Source organism: Mycobacterium szulgai (assembly GCF_002116635.1).
Taxonomy (GTDB): domain Bacteria; phylum Actinomycetota; class Actinomycetes; order Mycobacteriales; family Mycobacteriaceae; genus Mycobacterium; species Mycobacterium szulgai.
Genome location: NZ_LQPW01000009.1, coordinates 1 through 18,077, shown reverse-complemented (window position 1 = coordinate 18,077; position 18,077 = coordinate 1). Strand labels below are relative to the sequence as shown.

The window sequence follows — 18,077 nt, the reverse complement described above, 5'->3', positions numbered from 1 at the left end:
GGCCACCTGTTTGCCCAGCTCCGCCCGCCCCTCCGGCGCCGCCGTTACCCAGCAACCACCCGCCTGGCGAGCCATTTGACCCGGTACCGTCGGCGCCATTGGCGCCGTTGCCAATCAACGGGCGCCCCGTGGCTTGCAGGATGGGCGCGTTGATGACGTCAAGCAGCACTTGCAGTGGCGATGCGTTGACCGCTTCGGCGGACGCATACGCCACTTCGCTAGCCGTCAAAGCCTGCACAAACTCATCGTGGAAAGCCGCCGCCTGAGCGCTGATCTGCTGAAATTCCTTGCCGTGTAGGGAAAATAGCGCTGAAATAGCCGCGGACACTTCATCCTCTGCTGCGGCCAGTACCGTCGCCGTCGGGCCCGCCGCCGCCGCGGTGGCCCCACTCAACGCGGATCCGAAGCGGGCCGCCTCGGTAGCCGCAGACGCCAGCAAGTCAGGTACCACCGCTACAAACGACATGCCAAACACTCCCCAACTCGTCTTCAGCGACCAAATTCGCGCGCCTATCTGGCAAACAAAATACAGGAAGTTTCGGACGCCAACTAGTCAATTGAACTGTTTGCTATACAGCGCCATAACGCCCAAAGGCGTTGAAAACAGCGGCAAATCAGCCTTCCAGATAGCGACGCAACGTCCCCACCGCAGCAGTGATCTGACCCACTGGCACCCGCTCGTCGCGCCGGTGCGCCAAGTTCGGATCACCCGGGCCGTAGTTGACCGCCGGAATGCCAAGGGCCGCAAAGCGTGACACGTCGGTCCAGCCGTACTTCGCCCGGACCTGCTCACCGGCGGCCTTGACCAAGGCCTTGGCGGCGGGCTCGGACAGTCCGGGCAGCGCGCCCGCCGCGGCGTCGGTCTGCTCGATCCGCACGTCGAGTCCGTCGAAAACCTCCTGGACGTGCTGCAGGGCCTGCGCCGCGGAGCGATCGGGGGCAAAGCGGTAGTTGACCGTGACCGAAGCCGCGTCGGGAATCACGTTGCCGGCCACACCGCCGTCGACCCGGACAGCCGACAGGCCCTCACGGTAGGTGCATCCGTCGATGTCGACGCAGCGCGCCTGATACCCGGCCAGCCTGTCCAGTACCGCGCCCAGTTTGTGAATCGCGTTGTCCCCCAGCCAGGAACGCGCCGAATGCGCACGAGTACCGGTCGCACTGACGACCACCCGCAACGTGCCCTGACAGCCGGCCTCGATCCAGCCGTCGGTGGGCTCACCCAAAATCGCCACGTCGGCCGAAAGCCAGTCCGGCAGCTCGCGCTCAAGACGGCCCAAACCGTTTGCGGCCGACTCGATTTCCTCGCAGTCGTAGAACACCAGCGTCAGGTCGTGTGCAGGTTCGGCCACGGTGGCGGCCAGATGCAGGAAGACGGCATCGCCGGACTTCATGTCCGCGGTGCCACAGCCGTGCAGCTCTCCATCAGCCAGCCGGCTGGGCAGATTGCCGGCCACCGGCACGGTGTCTAGGTGGCCGGCCAGGAGCACCCGCGACGGCCGCCCCAGCGCGGTGCGCGCGAGCACCGCGTTGCCGTTGCGCACGATCTCGAAGCCGCAGGTCTGCGCGCGCAGGGCGGCTTCCACCTCGTCGGCGATGCGCTCCTCGTTCCGCGACTCGCTGGGAATATCGACCAGCGCCGCGGTCAACGCCACGGGATCCCCGCACAAGTCCAGCACAGGGCCAGCCTAACTAGGTGCCGAACGGCCGAAGTAACCTTGTCGACCGTGACTGGAGCTGCAGGCATTGGACTGGCGACGCTGGCTTCGGACGGATCGGTCCTCGACACCTGGTTCCCCGCACCGGAACTGACCGAATCGGGCACCAGCGCCACCTCCCGGCTGGCGTTGTCCGACGTTCCCGCCGAGCTGGCCCCGCTGGTCGGCCGCGACGACGACCGCAATACCGAGACCATCGCGGTGCGCACTGTGATCGGCTCACTAGACGATGTCGCCGCCGACGCATACGACGCCTACCTGCGGTTACATCTGCTGTCACACCGGTTGGTGGCGCCACACGGGCTGAACGCCGGCGGCTTGTTCGCAGTATTGACCAACACGGTGTGGACTAACCGCGGACCATGTGCGATCGACGGCTTCGAAGCCGTCCGGGCCCGGTTGCGCCGCCACGGAACGGTGACGGTGTACGGCGTCGACAAATTCCCGCGCATGGTCGACTACGTCCTGCCCTCCGGAGTGCGCATCGCCGATGCGGACCGGGTGCGCCTCGGTGCCTACCTGGCACCGGGCACCACCGTGATGCACGAGGGCTTCGTCAACTACAACGCCGGCACGCTGGGTGCATCGATGGTAGAGGGCCGCATCTCGGCGGGCGTGGTGGTGGGCGACGGCTCCGACATCGGCGGCGGAGCCTCGATCATGGGCACGTTGTCCGGCGGTGGGACCGAGATCATTTCGATCGGCAAGCGGTGTCTGCTGGGCGCCAACGCCGGGCTGGGCATCTCGCTGGGAGACGACTGCGTCGTGGAGGCCGGGCTTTATGTCACCGCCGGCACCAAGGTCGCCATGCCCGACGGCGCTTCGGTCAAGGCGCGCGATCTGTCCGGTCAAAGCAACGTGCTGTTTCGCCGCAACTCCGTGACCGGCACGGTCGAGGTGGTGCCCCGCGACGGTCAGGGCATCGAGCTCAACGCCGACCTGCACGCCAATTAGCTTGCGGCAAGCTCTCTTCCGGCCGTTTCGGGCAGCAGGTAGGTGCATACCAGACTGGTCACTACGAAGGCGGCCAGCATGACGCCGATCGCCCAGCTGCCGTAGCTTGCCACGAGCGTGCCGGCCAGCAACGGGGGGATGGCGCCGCCGACGATACCGGCCAGATTCACCGCGAGCGCGGTGCCGGTGTAGCGGTAGCGAGTCGCGAAAAGTTCGGGCATATACGCCGGCGTCGGGCCGTAGCCGAACGAGGCGATGGCGTAGATGCCGACGATAGCCAACGCGAACAGCGCGGGACTGCGCGAATCGATCAGCGGCATGACCACCAGCGCCCACGGCAAGGCCGCCGTCCAGGCGATCAGCATGATGCGACGGCGGCCCACTTGATCGCTGAGGCCGGCCGCCACCGCGCCGAACACCACGCACACCAGCCCGGCCAGCACACCGTCGAACAGGATCAACGTCCGCGAATAACCCAGGTGCGTGTGGGCGTACGTCATGAGGTAGGTGCTTGCCAGATAAACGAAACTGAAGCAGGTCACCGAGCTACCGGCAGCCAGCACGATCTCACGCCGCTGCCGGACGAACACTTGAGTCACCGGCACCTTGGCGGTGTGGTCCGCTTCGGCGAACACCGGCGTCTCGTCGATGTTGAGTCGCACATACAGCGCGATGAAGATCAGCACGGTGCTGATCAAGAACGGAATTCGCCATCCCCACTGCATGAACGCGGGGCTGTGTTCGCCGATGGTGTAGTTCACGGTCAGGAAGGTCAGGCTGGTCAAGATCAGCGCGACGCCCCCACCGAGCAGGGTGAACATTCCGAACAGGCCGCGCTTGGCCGCGGGCGCGGACTCCGCGCTCAACAACGCCGATCCGGCCCACTGCCCACCCAGGGCAAATCCCTGCAGGAGCCGCAGGATGGTCAGAATCAGCGGGGCCGCCGACCCGATGCTCGCCGCACTGGGCACCAGGCCGACCATCGCGGTGGCCGTGGCCATGATCAGCAGCGTGACGACCAGAATCTTCTTGCGGCCCAGGCGATCTCCGAAGTACCCGAACACGGCCGCGCCCAGCGGCCGGGACAGAAACGCGGCGGCAAATGTTCCCATCGCGGCCACCGTGGCCACCGTCGGACTCAGGTGCGGGAAGAACACGGTGGGAAACACCAGCGCTGCGGCAGTGCCGTAGATGAGGAAGTCGTAGAACTCGATGGTCGAGCCAACCAGGCAGGCCATTGCCACCCGCTTCATCGGTGTGACCGGCGCGCCAGGGCTAATCGTGTCAACACCTGTCACGACAGAACACGATATCCGGCCCTGCTGTGGCCCCATCCAGGGAAGATGCTGCGAACAGCCTGTGCGTTTCCAGCGAAATAGTCAACCATAGTTGACGCTATGCCGGCCGCGGCTTACCTTCAAATTGTCAACTACATATGACAAATTGGTGAGGGCGTCGACACCACCGTCTCCGCTGCCGAGCGCACCTGCACTGACTCGAAGGGAGTTCGAAATGCCTAAGATTCGCACCTTGTCGGCGGGCGTTCTGTGCGCCGCTGGTATCTCGCTCGCCGGAATGCTGGCCGGCCCCGCGGTAGCGTCCGCCGCCCCGGGACAGCCTTTTGCGGGTCCGGCCGCCGGTCCGGGAGCTGGAGCCATGCATGCGGCCGGCGCCCCGATGCGCCCGGTCCCGCCCGCCGATCACCCGATCTATCACTACACCGATGACCTGACACACCCGGTTTGGTCCGTCACCCACCCCTTCTGGGCTCTGGTTCCGTGATACGGCCACCTTCAGGTCGCGAGCGCGTCGTCGCTGCACGCGCTCGCGACCTCTTTTCTGTCAGATTTTCCCTCAGGCCTCCGACAGCAACTGCTTCTTGAGCACCTTGCCCAGCGCGTTGCGCGGCAAGTCACTCACGATGCGCACCTCGCGCGGCCGCTTGTGCACCGAAAGCTGTTGTGCCACATATTGAATCAGATCATCCGGGCTGGCCGACCCGACTACGTAGGCAACGATTCGCTGGCCCAGGTCATCGTCGGGCACTCCGACTACCGCCGCCTCCTGCACGTCGGGGTGGCCGAGCAGCGCTGTCTCGATTTCGCCCGCACCGATGCGATATCCGCCTGACTTGATCAAGTCGACGGACTCGCGACCCACGATGCGGTGCATGCCGCCACCGTCGACGACCGCCACATCACCGGTGCGATACCAGCCGTCGGCGTCGAATACCTCGGCGGTGGCTTCCGGCCGATTCAGGTAGCCGTCGAACAACGTGGCGCCGCGAACCTGCAGTCTGCCAACGGTTTCCCCGTCATGCGGGACCGGGCGGCCCTCCTCGTCGACCAACCGGGTCTGCACGCCGGTCAGCGGCAATCCCACCCAGCCCGGGCGGCGTTCGCCGTCCGCCCGCGTCGATGTGGCGATCAGGCATTCCGAGGCGCCATAGCGCTCGATGGGCCGATGACCGGTGAGCTGCTCGAGTCGATCGAACACCGGAACCGGCAGGGCCGCACTGCCCGAAACGAGCAGCCGTGCCGAGCGCAGCGCCTCGGCAGCGGCTTGATCGGCCACCACTCGCGACCACACCGTCGGCACCCCGAAGTACAACGTGCCCTGCGCTCCTGCGTAACCGGCGGGTGTCGGTTTTCCGGTGTGCACCAGGCGATTTCCCACCCGCAGCGAGCCGAGCAGACCCAGCACCAGACCGTGGACGTGATACAGCGGCAAGCCGTGCACCAGCACGTCATCGGCCGTCCACTGCCAGGCTTCGGCCAGTGCGTCGAGATCGGCGGCGATCGCGCGCCGGCTCACTTGGACGCCCTTGGGTGGACCGGTGGTGCCCGAGGTGTAGACCACCATCGCGACCGCATCCGGTGACGGCTCGGCGTAGCGGTGCCAGGACCGCGCGTGCAAACGAACCGGGATGTGCGGCAGCCCTCCCGGCTCGTCGGGCATTGGCCCCAGCCAGGCCCGGGCGCCGGAGTCGGTGAGCATGTGCCGGCGTTCGGCCACTCCGACATCGGCGGGTACCGGGACTACGGGCACGCCGGCGATCAGGCAGCCGGTGATGGCCAGCACCGTCGAGACGCTCGGCGTGGCCAGCACCGCGACGCGCTGGGCCCCGGCTACCCGTTCGGCGACCGAGGTGGCGGCACCGAGCAGGTCGCTGCGGCTCAGCACGGCGCCGTCGATGCGCACCGCATCGGGAATGTCGTGGGCGTTGACGAGTGACGGGTTCAGCGAGGCCAGCAGCACGTCAGCGAGGCTACCTAAGCCATTTTCAGAGCCGGCCGGGGGAACAGCGGCCGCAGCACCGCCGGCGGCCGGAACGGAGCCCAGCTGCCCAGCGGCTGCGCCAGCCGGTCGGCGATGGCCCACACGGCGGCCGGATGGTGCCCGTAGCCGATGTGACTGCTGAGCACCGCGATGTTCTCCGCTTGCTCAGACGGCAGGTTCAGGCAGGCCTGCCAGGCGACCATGCCATCGTAGGGCGAGTAGATCGAGGTAGCGGGCACCCCCAGCGGCTCGGCCTCCAGGTCCACCGGCAACACGGGTGCTTCGACGTGCAGATGTGCGTAGCGCTTGAAGCTGGGGCCCGCGTGGGTGTGGCGTTCGTCCTCCAGGCGAAACGGGCTGCCCAGGGTGATCACCTGACGCACTGCCGACGGATCACGGCGGGCCAGGGCCCGGGCGAAGATGCCGCCCAGGCTCCAGCCGATAAGGCTGACCGGTGCGTCGTATCGGGTGTGCAGCTCATCGAGACGTTCGGCCATCCCGGCCACGGCTTTGGCCGTCGGGCCGATATTGCGGCCCAGCCCCCAGCCGTGGGTCCGGTATCCGAGGCGGCGCAGCAGCCGCCGCAGCGTCCAGGTCGAGCCGTCGCCGGCCAACAAGCCGGGTAACACCAGCACCGGATGGCCGTCACCGACCGGCAGCGTCCGGCGCAGCGGCAGCACGGTCATCAGCTGCCCGTACTCGACCACCGCGCGCGGAATGTCGGTGTAGTAGAGGGGCAGCTTGGGGGCCCGGGCCGGGGCGGTCATGGGTCAGCCTTGCTCGTCCCAGATTTTCATCAGCGTTTCCAGGATCTCCTCACCGCGGCCCAGCCCGGCCAGGTGACTTTCTCCGGGCAGGTGGAACAGCTCGGCGTCGGGCAGTCGCGACACCACGTGCTCGCCGTGCGAGAACGGGATGATGTGGTCGTGGTCGCCGTGCCACCAGCGGATCGGGACTTTCACTTCGTCCAGCCGGAATCCCCAGTCCCGGGCGAAGACGATGACGTCGGCGAACGGGGCGGCCAGCTGCTTGCGGCTGCCGTTGAGCAAGTCGTCGAGAAACATCGCCTTGAACTCGGGGCGGGCCAGCAGATGCCGGTCGGCTTGGGGCGAGAGCATGGCATAGACGTCGAGCGCCGGGGAGGCGACCGGGCGGGCCGCCCGGATCAGCAGGCTGGCGCCGACCCGCAGCGGGGCTCCGCCCAGCTTGAGCAGGGGCGCTACGGCCGAGCCGAGGTTCATCAGGCCGCCGCTGATCGCGTCCGGACCGCACGTCGGTGCCACCCCGCCCAGGACGCCGGCAGCCACCACCCGGTCAGGCAGGCCGGCGGCGCACGCGAGGGTGTAGGGACCGCCACCGGACAGGCCGACGACCGCCAACTTGTCGATCCCGAGCGTGTCCGCGATGGTCCGCAGGTCGTCGGCGAACGCCGAGATGGCCTCGTACTGATAGGGCGTCGAGGAGCCGATGCCGGGGCGGTCGACGCCGATCAGGCGAATGTTGTGGTGATCGGCGTAGACGCGGGCCTCGGTGGGGATCTGCCGGCGGGCGCCCGGGGTGCCGTGCAGCCAGAAGACCGCACGCCCCTGCGGGGCGCCGAATTCGGCGAAACCGATCTGACGGTTTTCGCCGACGGCGATGTTTCCTTCGATCTTGGGTCGGGCGATAGCTACTGCCATGCCGTGCAGCTTTTCACGTGGCGGGGCCCCGATGCACCTTTTTGGGCTGGAGTGCGGCCGCGATCTGGTCGCCGAACGATCTCAGGGCTGCCGGGGTCAGCATCCGCTCGTGTGTGCAGTCGACAGGATATTCGGCGATGTTCCCGGAAACGTATGGGCGCCAACGCTTCTGCAGCGACACGCCGGTGTCGCCGGGCCGTGCCGAGAAGATGATCATGTCGCCGTCGAAGACTTCGGGCACGTGTTGGGACTGCAGCACCGCGTTCGTGTTGACGTTGCTGATGATGGTCTGCACGAGCTGGCGCGACGGCAGGGTGAACTCTGACCCGTACTGCCGTTGCGCCATTTCCAGCACGTCGCTCTCGGTCAGCGGTTCCAAGACCGGCGCGTCGATCGCGGTTGGGTCCAGCACGATGAGGCGTTCCACCACACATCCCTGCCGGCGCAGCTCCACGGCGACCTGATGCGCGACACCGCCGCCGAAAGACCAGCCGAGCAGGCGGTAGGGGCCATCGGGGTGCAGCGTCTGAATGGTCTGGGCGTAGTACTTGGCCAGCTCGCGGATCGATTGGCCAGCGTCGGGGTCTTGCTGCAGACCGATCACCGGGCAATCCAGATATTCGCTCAGACCGCGATACGGCCAGCTCAGCCCGCCGCCGGGCGGCAGACAGAACAGCGGCACCCCGACCCCGTCCTTGAGTGTCTCGACGGGCATGACCTCGGCCGAGCTGTCGGATCCGTCCAGCCGCCGGCTCAGGCCCTCGATCGTGGGGGCTTCGAACAAGACACGCACCTTGACGTCGGTGCCCAGCGCCTTGTTGACGGCGGCGACCAGGCGCATCGACAGCAGCGAATCGCCGCCCAGGTCGAAGAACGACGTGTCGATGCCGACACGTTCGACGCCGAGGACCTGGGCGTAGAGGCCGGCCAGGATCTCCTGCACCGGGGTGGTCGGGGCGCGGTATTCCGCGGTGCCGGTGTAGTGCGGTGCCGGCAATGCGCGGGTGTCGAGCTTGCCGTTGGCGGTCAGCGGCAGCTCCTCGAGCACCAGTACCGCGGCGGGCACCAGGTAGGACGGCAGCCGGTCTTTGAGCCGGGCCCGCACCTCGGTCGGGTCGACGGGTCCGGTGACGTAGCCGACGAGGTGTTTGCCGCCCGGCCCGTCTTCGCGGGCGATAACCACGGCCTGGGTCACACCCGGGTGGTCCGACAGCGCGGCGGCCACCTCGGCGCACTCGACGCGATGCCCGCGAATCTTCACCTGGCTGTCGGCGCGGCCGACGAATTCCAAGTCGCCGCGGGCATTCCAGCGCACCACGTCCCCGGTGCGATACATACGCTCCGCTGGCCGGCCCGCGCCCCCGAACGGGCACGCCACAAACCGCGACGCCGTCATCCCGGGCTGGCCCCGGTACCCCCGCGTCACACCGCCACCGGCGATGTACAGCTCACCCGGCACCCCGGGGGGCACCAGACACATGCCCGCATCGAGCACGTAGACCCGCACGTTGTCCAGCGGGCCGCCGATCGGTGTCGGATCGTGGGCGCCATCGCAGCTGAAAGCTGTTGCGCACATGGTGGTTTCGGTGGGGCCGTAGCCGTTCATCACCTCCAGCCGGGGATGGGCGGCACGCAGCCTGCCGACGGTGGCCGGCGACAACACATCGCCACCCACGCAGAGCTGGCGAAGTGACGCCAAGGTTGCGATGGACTCCTCAGCCAGCTGGTCGAGCAGTGCCGGGGTAAGACATAGCCCGGTTACCCGGTGCGCGGCGACGAGCCGCGCCAATTCGCCGACGTCGCGACTCGCGCTGGTGTCGATGACCAGACAGCCACCGCGAAGCAGTGGAATCCACACTTCGTAGGTGGATGCGTCGAACGCGATGGACGAGTGCACCAGGACGCGTTCGTGAGCCTCGCCCCACCGCTGATCCGAGGCCAGCTGGACCACATTGCGGTGGGTGATGGCAACGGCTTTGGGGGTGCCGGTGGATCCGGAGGTGTAGATGATGTAGGCCAGATCGTCGGGATGCGGCCGCATTTCGGCGCGGTCCGGGGCATCGTCGGCGTCGGGCTGGTCCACGATGAGGCGCGGGATCGTGGTCTCGGGCAGACTGGGCCCGGTCGCCACGTCGGTGATGAGCAGCTGCGGGCCGGCATCGGCGAGCATGTGGGCGATGCGCTGGCTGGGGTAGCTGGAATCGAGGGCCAGGTAGGCCGCCCCGGTGTGGCTGATGGCCAGCAACGTGGTGATCAGCTCGACCCCGCGGGGCAGCGCGACGGCGACGATGGTTTCCGGGCGCGCCCCATGGTTGCGCAACCGGGCGGCCAATAGCTGCACTCGAGCGTTCAACTCGGCATAGGTCAGCTTGCGCCGGTCGTCTTGTATCGCTGGGGCATTCGGCGTGCGCGCCACCTGGGCGGCGAACACTTCCGGGATGGTCGTCTCGGGGACCCGGGTGTCGGTGTGCGCGGCCAGCAGCAGCTCGCGCTGGGTGGACGTGGTGATCTCGATCGAATCGATACCCCGGCCGGCGTCGGCGGTTACCGAGTCCAGGATGTGCAGGTAGTAGGCCGCGAACGCCTCGACGGTGGGGCGGTCGAACAAGTCGGTGGCATACTCGATCAGACCGGGCAACGGTTGCGACGGGCTGCCGGCGGCAGGGATATCGAACAGGTGGACCGACAGGTCGAACTTGGCGGTGCCGGTCGACACCGGCATGGCCGCGATGCTGAGCCCGGGCAATTCCAGATTGGGCACCGGATTGTTCTGCAGCACAAAGGAAACCTGGAACAGCGGATGGTGTGCGGTGGAGCGGGCCGGGTTGAGCAGTTCCACCAGCCGTTCGAACGGGGCGTCCTGGTTCTCATAGCCCGCCAGCGCCTTGGTACGCACCTGGGCCAGCAGGTCGGTGAAGCTGTGGTTGCCCGAGGTGTCGACGCGCAGTACCCAGCTGTTGACGAAGAATCCGATCAGCTCGGCCAGCGCTGCGTCGGTACGCCCGGCGATCGGCCCGCCGATGCAGATGTCGTCGCCGGCGCCGAGTTTGCGCAACAGCACCGCCAATGCGGCCTGCAACACCATGGACACGGTGGTGCCCGTCGCGCGCGCCAGGCTGTCCAGACGTGCGCGCAGACTCGCGTCCACGCCGAACGGAACCAGCCCGCCCCGGAACGACTGCCGCGCCGGGCGGGGCCGGTCGCACGGCAATGCGATCTGTTCGGGGGCCTGCGCCAATTCGGTTTGCCAATAGGCGAATTGGCGCGCCAAAACCGACGCGGGGTCGTCTTCGTCGCCCAGCACCTGCTGTTGCCACAGCGTGTAGTCGGCGTACTGCACCCCCAGCGGGGCCCAGAGCGGAGCCTGCCCGGCACAGCGGGCCGCATAGGCGGTGGCCAGGTTCTCGGTCAGCGGCACCAGCGAGGCGCCGTCGGCGGCGATATGGTGCAGCACCAGCACCAGCACGTGCTCGGCGTCGGACACGCGAATCAGCTGAGCGCGCACCGGGATTTCAGTGGCCAGCTCGAAGCGATACTGGGCGGCCCGGTTCACCACCTCGTCCAGCGACTGCCCGTCCGCCAGGCCGGTGACGGTCAACGGGGCCGTCGCTTCGGGCAGGATCTGCTGGTAGGCGACGCCGTCGATCTCGGTGATCAGCGTGCGCAGGCTTTCGTGCCGGGCCACCACGTCACCGATGGCGGCATCGAGCGCCGTCACGTTCAGCTGTCCGGTCAATCGCAAGGCCAACGGGATGTTGTAGGTGGCCGACGGGCCCTCATATTGGTGCAGGAACCAGATCCGGGACTGGGCATAGGACAACGGGATTCGTTCCGGACGCGGCTGGGCGACCAGTGCCGCGCGAGTTGCATGACCGTGGCTGGCGTCCAGCCAGTCCGCCAGCTGCGCCACGGTGGGCGCCTCGAAGAGCGCCCGGATGGGCACCTCAGCGTCCAGCTCGGCGCGGATGCGCGCAACCAGACGGGTCACCGTCAGCGAGTGCCCGCCCAAATCGAAGAACCCGTCGTCGATGCCGACTCGCGTCAGCCCCAGCACCTCGGCGAACAGCCCCGCCAACACCGCCTCCCGGACGTCGCGCGGGCCGTGATAGGTCGCGGCGCCGACGAACTCGGGCGCGGGCAACGCTTTTCGATCGACCTTGCCGTTGACCGTCAGCGGCAGGCAATCCAGCACCATCACCGTCGCGGGCACCATGTAGTCGGGCAACCGCTGTGCGACGAACCGGCGCACTTCGCCGCCACGCTGGATCGACGCGGGGTCATTGGCATATCCGGCCATGCCACGCACCTCGGTGGCCGGCAGGTACACCTCCGACAGGGCCGGCCCGGCGCCCGCGGGGGTGAAGATCAGATCCACCAGACCCGGCGTCGGCGACCACGTCACCGCAACCGCGTAACCGGCGCGCTCGGCCAACCGGCGGCACTCGTCGGGCAGCACCGCGCCGTGGACCGAAGCGTCGACAGCCAACTGGCCAACGGGAACCCGACTCTCGGCCTGCGCCAGCGCTTTTGCCAGTGCCACGTCTCTGCACACCGTCCGGTGCGGCACCCCGGTCACCCGCAAGCCGGCCGGGTACTGCCCGTCCAGATACCACTGCAGCTTGTCCAGGCTGCCCCAGCGCTGCCACGGCTCGGCCGGTAGCTGCGCGCACGAGATGACTGCCGCCGGCTGCTTGTGCAGCACCACCTCGTAGCGGTAATCACTGAGCTCGTTGACCGCACTCATCTGCTTGAGCTGAATGTCCACCGCGCCGATTTCGGCAAGCTGGTCGGCCAGCGCGATGAAAAACTCTGGCGCCAAGAGCAATTCCTGCTCGGCCAGCATTTCCCGGCGGACCCGATCGCGCAGCACACCCGCGGTCTCCTCGTCCTGCGCCTGTGCACAGACCACCGACGTGCTGAACGCCGGCAACAGACTGAGATTGCGCACATCCCCGAGGAAGATCGCCCCACCCGGAGCCAGCAGGCGCAACGCCAACGCGATCACATCAAGCAGGTACCCCGCACTGGGGAAGTACTGGATCACCGAATTGAGCACCACCACATCGAAGTAACCCTCCGGCAGCCCGTCGGCCACATCGGCAGGCTGAGCCCTCAACCGCATCCGATCCGCCCACGGCGTGGTGGCCACCTGTGCCCGCAGCCGGGTGATGGTGGCCGCCGAAAAGTCGGTGCCCCAATATTGTTCGCACTGCGGCGCCAGCTTGGCCAGTAACAGGCCCGAGCCCACCCCGATTTCCAGCATCCGCTTGGGCCGCAACCCCACGATCCGGGCTACCGCCGCCGCGCGCCACTCGCACATCTCGGCCAGCGGGATCGGCTGCTCTGTGTAGCTGCTGTTCCAGCCGCCGAAGTCGTGTCCCAACTCCGCCCGGGTCTGCTCATACAACCCGCCGTACACCTGCTGCCACTGGCCGACCAGCTCCGCTTCGCGTTCGGGTTCGCGCTCGAGCATCCGTTGGGCATCGAGCACCACGTAGCCCACCAGTTGATCACCGTGCCCGGTGACGACCGTTTGGGCGACACGGGGATGAGCGGCCAGTGCCGCTTCGACTTCGCCGGGCTCGACGCGGAACCCGCGGATGTTGACCTGGTCGTCGGCGCGGCCGACGAATTCCAAGTCGCCCTGGGCATTCCAGCGCACCATATCCCCGGTCCGGTACATCCGCTCCCCCAGCGCTCCCGGCTTTGCGAACGGGCACGCCACAAATCGCGACGCCGTCAGCCCGGCTCGTCCCCGATAACCGCGGGCCACCCCGGCACCGGCGATGTACAACTCCCCGGCCACCCCGGGCGGCACCAAACACAGCCCGGTGTCCAGCACATAGACCTGGACATTATCCAGCGGTCCACCGATCACCGACGCCACGTTCGCGGCGTCGCTGTTGGTCAGGATGCGATGCGTGGTATGCACGGTGGCTTCGGTGATGCCGTACATATTGATCAGCGTCGGAAGCTGGGCGCGGTCTTCGGGGTACCAGCCCTGCAGCCGCGACGTGCGCAGCGGCTCGCCGCCGAACACCACCAGCCGCAACGCGGATTCAGTTGCGGTAATGCCGCTTTCGCGCTCCGCCTGCATGAGTTCATAGAAGGCCGACGGGGTTTGGCTGAGCACCGTGACGCGCTCGCGCACGATGAGCTGCCACAGCTCCCACGGTGTGCGCACCGTCGTCCACGGCACCGCCACCAGCTCGGCACCGTGCAGCAGTGCGCCCCACATCTCCCACACCGCGAAGTCGAAGGCCGGGCAATGGCACCATGCCCATACATCGGTGGCGGCGAACTCGCATGTCCGCCGCAGTCCGGCGAACAGTGCCACCACGTTGCGGTGGGTGATGGCAACGGCTTTGGGCTTTCCGGTGGATCCGGAGGTGTACATGATGTAGGCCAGACTGTCCGGATGCGGCCGTTGATCAGGACGGTCGGCGGTGTCGACGGCACCGAGCCGATCCAGCATCAGCACCGGAATCGTGGTCGCGGGCAGCTGTGGGGCGGTGGCCGAGTCGGTGATCAACAGTCGCGGGGCCGCATCGGCCAACATGTAGGTGGTGCGCTGGCTGGAATACTTCGGGTCGATCGGTAGGTACGTCGCCCCGGTCTGGCTGATCGCCAGCAGCGCGGTCACCAGCTCGACACCGCGGTACAACGCCACGGCGATGATTGTTTCCGATTGCGCCCCGGCGTCTTTCAAACGGGCGGCCAGTCGGTCTGCCCGGGCGGCCAGCTCGGCGTACGTCACACTCTGCCGATCATCGCGCACCGCAATCGCATTGGGAGTGCGCGCCACCTGAGCGGCGAACAACTCCGGCAGCGTTGCGTCGGGAATGTCGGCCGTGGCGTGTGCGGCCAGCAGCCGCTCACGCTGGCCGGGCGTGGTGATCGCCAGGGTGTCGATGCGCAGGCCCGCCTCGGCGGTGACGGCCCGCAGGATGTGGATGTAGTAGCCGACGAACGCCTCGACCGTGGCGTGCTCGAACAGGTCGGTGGCGTACTCCATCAGCCCCGGCATCGGTTGTGGCTGCCCATCGACCTCGGGGATGTCGAACAATTGGATCGAGAGATCGAACTTTGCGGTGTGGGTGGACACCGGGATGGCCTGGACCGCCAGCCCGGGGAACGCCAGGGTCGGTACCGGATTGTTCTGCAGCGCAAAAGAAACCTGGAATAGCGGATGGTGCGCGGTGGAGCGGGCCGGGTTGAGCAGTTCCACCAGTCGCTCGAACGGGGCGTCCTGGTTTTCATAGGCCGCCAGCGCCTTGGTGCGCACCTGCTCGAGTAGCCGCTCGAAGTCCGGGTTGCCCGAGGTGTCCACGCGCAGCACCCAGGTGTTGACGAAGAAGCCGATCTGATCGGCCAGTGCCGCATCGGTACGTCCGGCGATCGGACTGCCGATGCTCACGTCGTCACCGGCCCCCAGCTTGCGCAACAACACCGCCAGCGCGGCTTGCAGCACCATCGACGCCGTGGTCCCGGTGCGGCGGGCAAGATGCTCCACCCGTTGGCGCAGGCCTGCCTCAAGGGTGAAGGGCACCACTTCGCCGCGAAACGACTGTTGTGCCGGACGGGGCCGATCCGAAGCCAAGCTGATCTGTTCGGGCGCACCGGTCAATTCGGTTCGCCAATAGGCGAATTGGCGTGCCAGCACCGACGTGTCGTCGTCTTCGTCACCCAATACCTGCTGTTGCCACAGGGTGTAGTCGGCATACTGCACCCGCAGCGGCGCCCACTGCGGGACCTGCCCCGTGCGGCGGGCGCCATAGGCGGTGGCCACGTCCTGGGCCAGCGGGGCCAGCGAGGCACCGTCGGCGGCGATGTGGTGCACCACCAACACCAACACGTGCTCGCGTTCGGACACCGCGATCAGCGCGGCGCACACCGGGATCTCGGTAGCCAACTCGAACGTGTGCCCTACAACCCGGCTGACCGCCTCGGCCAGTAGCTCCGGGCTACTCAGACCGGTGACGGTCAGCGGCACATGCGCCGTCTCGATCGGCAGGATCCGTTGATAGGCGACGCCGTCGATCTCGCCGAAGACCGTGCGCAGGCTCTCATGGCGGGCCACCACGTCACCAAGCGCCGCGCGCAACGCCGCCACGTCCAGATCTCCGGTCAACCGCAGGGCCAACGGGATGTTGTAGGTCGACGATGGGCCCTCGTAGCGGTGCAGGAACCACAACCGGGATTGCGCGTACGACAACGGGATTCGCGCCGGTCGCGGCTGGGCCAGCAGTGCCGCGCGGGTTGCATGACCGTGGTTGGCGTCCAGCCAGTCCGCCAGCTGGGCCACCGTCGGCGCCTCGAACAGGGCGCGGATCGGCACCTCCACCCCTAGTTCGGCGCGGATGCGCGCAACCAGCCGGGTCACCGTCAGCGAGTGCCCACCCAGGTCGAAGAACTTGTCGTCGATACCGGCCCGCGGCACGTCCAGCATGTCGGCGAACAACGCCGCCAACAACGCCTCCCGTTGATCGCGGGGCGCCCGGTAGGTCGTGGTGCTGGTGAATTCCGGTGCCGGCAGCGCCTTTCGATCCAACTTGCCGTTGAGTGTCAGCGGCAACGCGTCCAGCAGCATCACCGCCGCCGGCACCATGAACTCCGGCAGCCGCTGGCCGACGAACTCACGCACCTGCGCGACCAGTTCGGTGTTCCTGCCAGCAGCTGATTCGGGCACCACATAGCCGACCAGCTGGTCGCCACGGGGAGTGACTACGGCTTGCGACACCAGCGGGTGCGCGGTCAAGGCGGCTTCGATCTCGCCGGGCTCGATGCGGAAGCCGCGAATCTTGACCTGATCGTCGGCCCGGCCGACAAACTCCAAGTCGCCGTGGGCATTCCAGCGCACCAAGTCCCCGGTCCGATACATCCGCTTTCCCGGTGGCCCGAACGGGCAGGCCACGAAACGCGACGCCGTCATCGGCTCCTGGTCGCGATAGCCGCGCGCCAAAACCTCGCCCGCGATGTACAACTCACCGGGCACGCCCACCGGCGCTACGCACAAGCCCGCATCCAACACGTATACCTGGCAGTTCCACTGCGGCACCCCGATCGGCACCGATGCGCCGGCGTGCGGGCGGCATGACCAGTGGGTAACCGAAACCGTTGCCTCGGTGGGCCCGTAGAGGTTGTGCAGGCCCGCCGCACACATCTCGGAAAACGCCGCCGCGGTGTGGGCGGGCAACGCTTCGCCGATGACGAACACCTCGCGCAACGACGCCAACTGCTCCGGGGCTGCCGACGAGCACAACACCGATAGCATCGGGGGCACGAAATCGGTCAGCGTCACACCGTGGGCGGCGATCGCCTTGGCCACATATCCGGGATCCTTCTGGCCCTGTGGCGCAGCCAATACCAACCGTGCCCCCGAAATCAGCGGCACCAGATAGCCCCACAGCGACACGTCGAACGTGATGGCAGTCTTCTGCAGATACACGTCCTTGGGCCCGATTCGGTACTGTGCCGTCATCCACAGCACGTGATTGACGATCGCGCGGTGAGTCACCGCCACGCCCTTGGGCTGTCCGGTGGAACCCGACGTGAACATCACGTAGGCGCGATGATCGGGCTTAAGCGGCAGCAGCCGGTCGGCATCTGTGATCGGGCCGGCCGAGTATGCCGATACGTCGAGGTGATTGAGGTCGAAGGCGAGCACACCGTCCTCGGGGTCAAACCCGTCGTCACTCAATACACACACCGGATCAGATGTGGTCAGCACGTGGTTGTTGCGGTGGACCGGGTGAGTGGGATCAACCGGCACGAAAGCCCCACCGGCGGCCACGATGGCCTGCATGGCCACCACCAGATTCACCCCGCGGCCCATCGCGAGGCCCACCACCAGCTCCGGGCCCACGCCTTGCGCAATCAGGAAGCGGGCCAGCCGATTTACCCGGCTCGCCAATTCCGCATAGGTCAGCGCTTCCAGGTCGTCCTGCACGGCCAGCGCATTCGGTGTGCGGGCGGCCTGGACGCCGAACAACTCCGGCAGAGTCGTCGCGGGCAGCGCGATGGTCGTGCTGTGTGCTTCGAGCAGTCGCCGGCGTTGGACGGCGGTGGTGATGTCGATCGTATCGATGCCCCGGCCGGCGTCGGCGGTAACGGCGTCCAGGATGTGCAGGTAGTAGCCGGCGAACGCTTCGATGGTGCAGCGGTCGAATAAATCGGTCGCGTACTCGATGAGCCCGGGCAGCGGCTGGGGCTGACCGGCGCGAGACGGCGTGTCGAACAAGTTGATGGACAGGTCGAATTTAGCCGTGTGGGTGGATACCGGCATCGCCTCGATGGCCAGGCGGGGCAACCGCAGGCTGGGCGCCGGATTGTTCTGCAGCGCAAAGGAAACTCCGAACAGCGGATGGTGCGCGGTGGAGCGGGCCGGGTTGAGCAGTTCCACCAGCCGTTCGAACGGGGCGTCCTGGTTTTCGTATGCCGCCAGCGC

The 18,077-nt window shown here is 67.4% G+C and carries 9 protein-coding genes; 2 read left to right on the top strand and 7 right to left on the bottom strand.

The genetic code is table 11. From position 1 onward, the window contains the following. Positions 1 to 466: PE family protein (locus AWC27_RS02095; RefSeq protein ID WP_139836711.1), on the bottom strand; the 466-nt coding region annotated here is incomplete at its 3' end. A 148-nt stretch (positions 467 to 614) separates the two neighbouring features. Next, positions 615 to 1,679, bottom strand: coding sequence for a succinyl-diaminopimelate desuccinylase (gene dapE, locus AWC27_RS02090; protein ID WP_085668970.1), 1,065 nt, complete (start codon positions 1,677 to 1,679; stop codon positions 615 to 617). A 39-nt stretch (positions 1,680 to 1,718) separates the two neighbouring features. Between dapE and dapD the strand changes: the two genes are divergently transcribed. Further along, a complete protein-coding gene (dapD, locus tag AWC27_RS02085) occupies positions 1,719 to 2,672 on the top strand; it encodes a 2,3,4,5-tetrahydropyridine-2,6-dicarboxylate N-succinyltransferase (RefSeq protein ID WP_139836710.1) in 954 nt (317 codons plus the stop codon). Here dapD and AWC27_RS02080 read toward each other — a convergent pair. Further along, entirely contained in the window at positions 2,669 to 3,925 is a 1,257-nt protein-coding gene (locus AWC27_RS02080) for an MFS transporter (RefSeq protein ID WP_085668968.1), read from the bottom strand. The two genes, dapD and AWC27_RS02080, sit on opposite strands and share 4 nt — an antisense overlap. A gap of 259 nt (positions 3,926 to 4,184) precedes the next feature. On the opposite strand from AWC27_RS02080, the gene AWC27_RS02075 reads away from it, so the two are divergent. Next, complete coding sequence (locus AWC27_RS02075) at positions 4,185 to 4,454, top strand: hypothetical protein (RefSeq protein WP_085668967.1); 270 nt, start codon at positions 4,185 to 4,187, stop codon at positions 4,452 to 4,454. Positions 4,455 to 4,526: 72 nt separating this feature from the next. On the opposite strand, the gene AWC27_RS02070 is transcribed toward AWC27_RS02075, so the two are convergent. From AWC27_RS02070 to AWC27_RS02055, 4 genes are read right to left on the bottom strand one after another with little or no spacing between them, the layout of a single operon-like run. Next, complete coding sequence (locus AWC27_RS02070) at positions 4,527 to 5,930, bottom strand: acyl-CoA synthetase (RefSeq protein ID WP_085668966.1); 1,404 nt, start codon at positions 5,928 to 5,930, stop codon at positions 4,527 to 4,529. 14 nt (positions 5,931 to 5,944) lie between these two features. Continuing rightward, positions 5,945 to 6,718, bottom strand: a complete 774-nt coding sequence (locus AWC27_RS02065) for an alpha/beta hydrolase (RefSeq protein ID WP_085668965.1) — start codon at positions 6,716 to 6,718, stop codon at positions 5,945 to 5,947. Positions 6,719 to 6,721: 3 nt separating this feature from the next. Beyond that, positions 6,722 to 7,630, bottom strand: a complete 909-nt coding sequence (locus AWC27_RS02060) for an alpha/beta fold hydrolase (RefSeq protein ID WP_085668964.1) — start codon at positions 7,628 to 7,630, stop codon at positions 6,722 to 6,724. A gap of 13 nt (positions 7,631 to 7,643) precedes the next feature. Continuing rightward, complete coding sequence (locus tag AWC27_RS02055) at positions 7,644 to 18,074, bottom strand: non-ribosomal peptide synthetase (protein WP_281255875.1); 10,431 nt, start codon at positions 18,072 to 18,074, stop codon at positions 7,644 to 7,646. Positions 18,075 to 18,077 lie beyond the last annotated feature (3 nt).

What these genes read in the sequence shown, in the direction of transcription:
- AWC27_RS02080 (WP_085668968.1), bottom strand. Translation starts at nt 3,925, where the DNA reads ATGAAGCGGGTGGCAATGGCCTGCCTGGTTGGCTCGACCATCGAGTTC.
- AWC27_RS02075 (WP_085668967.1), top strand. Translation starts at nt 4,185, where the DNA reads ATGCCTAAGATTCGCACCTTGTCGGCGGGCGTTCTGTGCGCCGCTGGT.
- AWC27_RS02065 (WP_085668965.1), bottom strand. Translation starts at nt 6,718, where the DNA reads ATGACCGCCCCGGCCCGGGCCCCCAAGCTGCCCCTCTACTACACCGAC.
- AWC27_RS02060 (WP_085668964.1), bottom strand. Translation starts at nt 7,630, where the DNA reads ATGGCAGTAGCTATCGCCCGACCCAAGATCGAAGGAAACATCGCCGTC.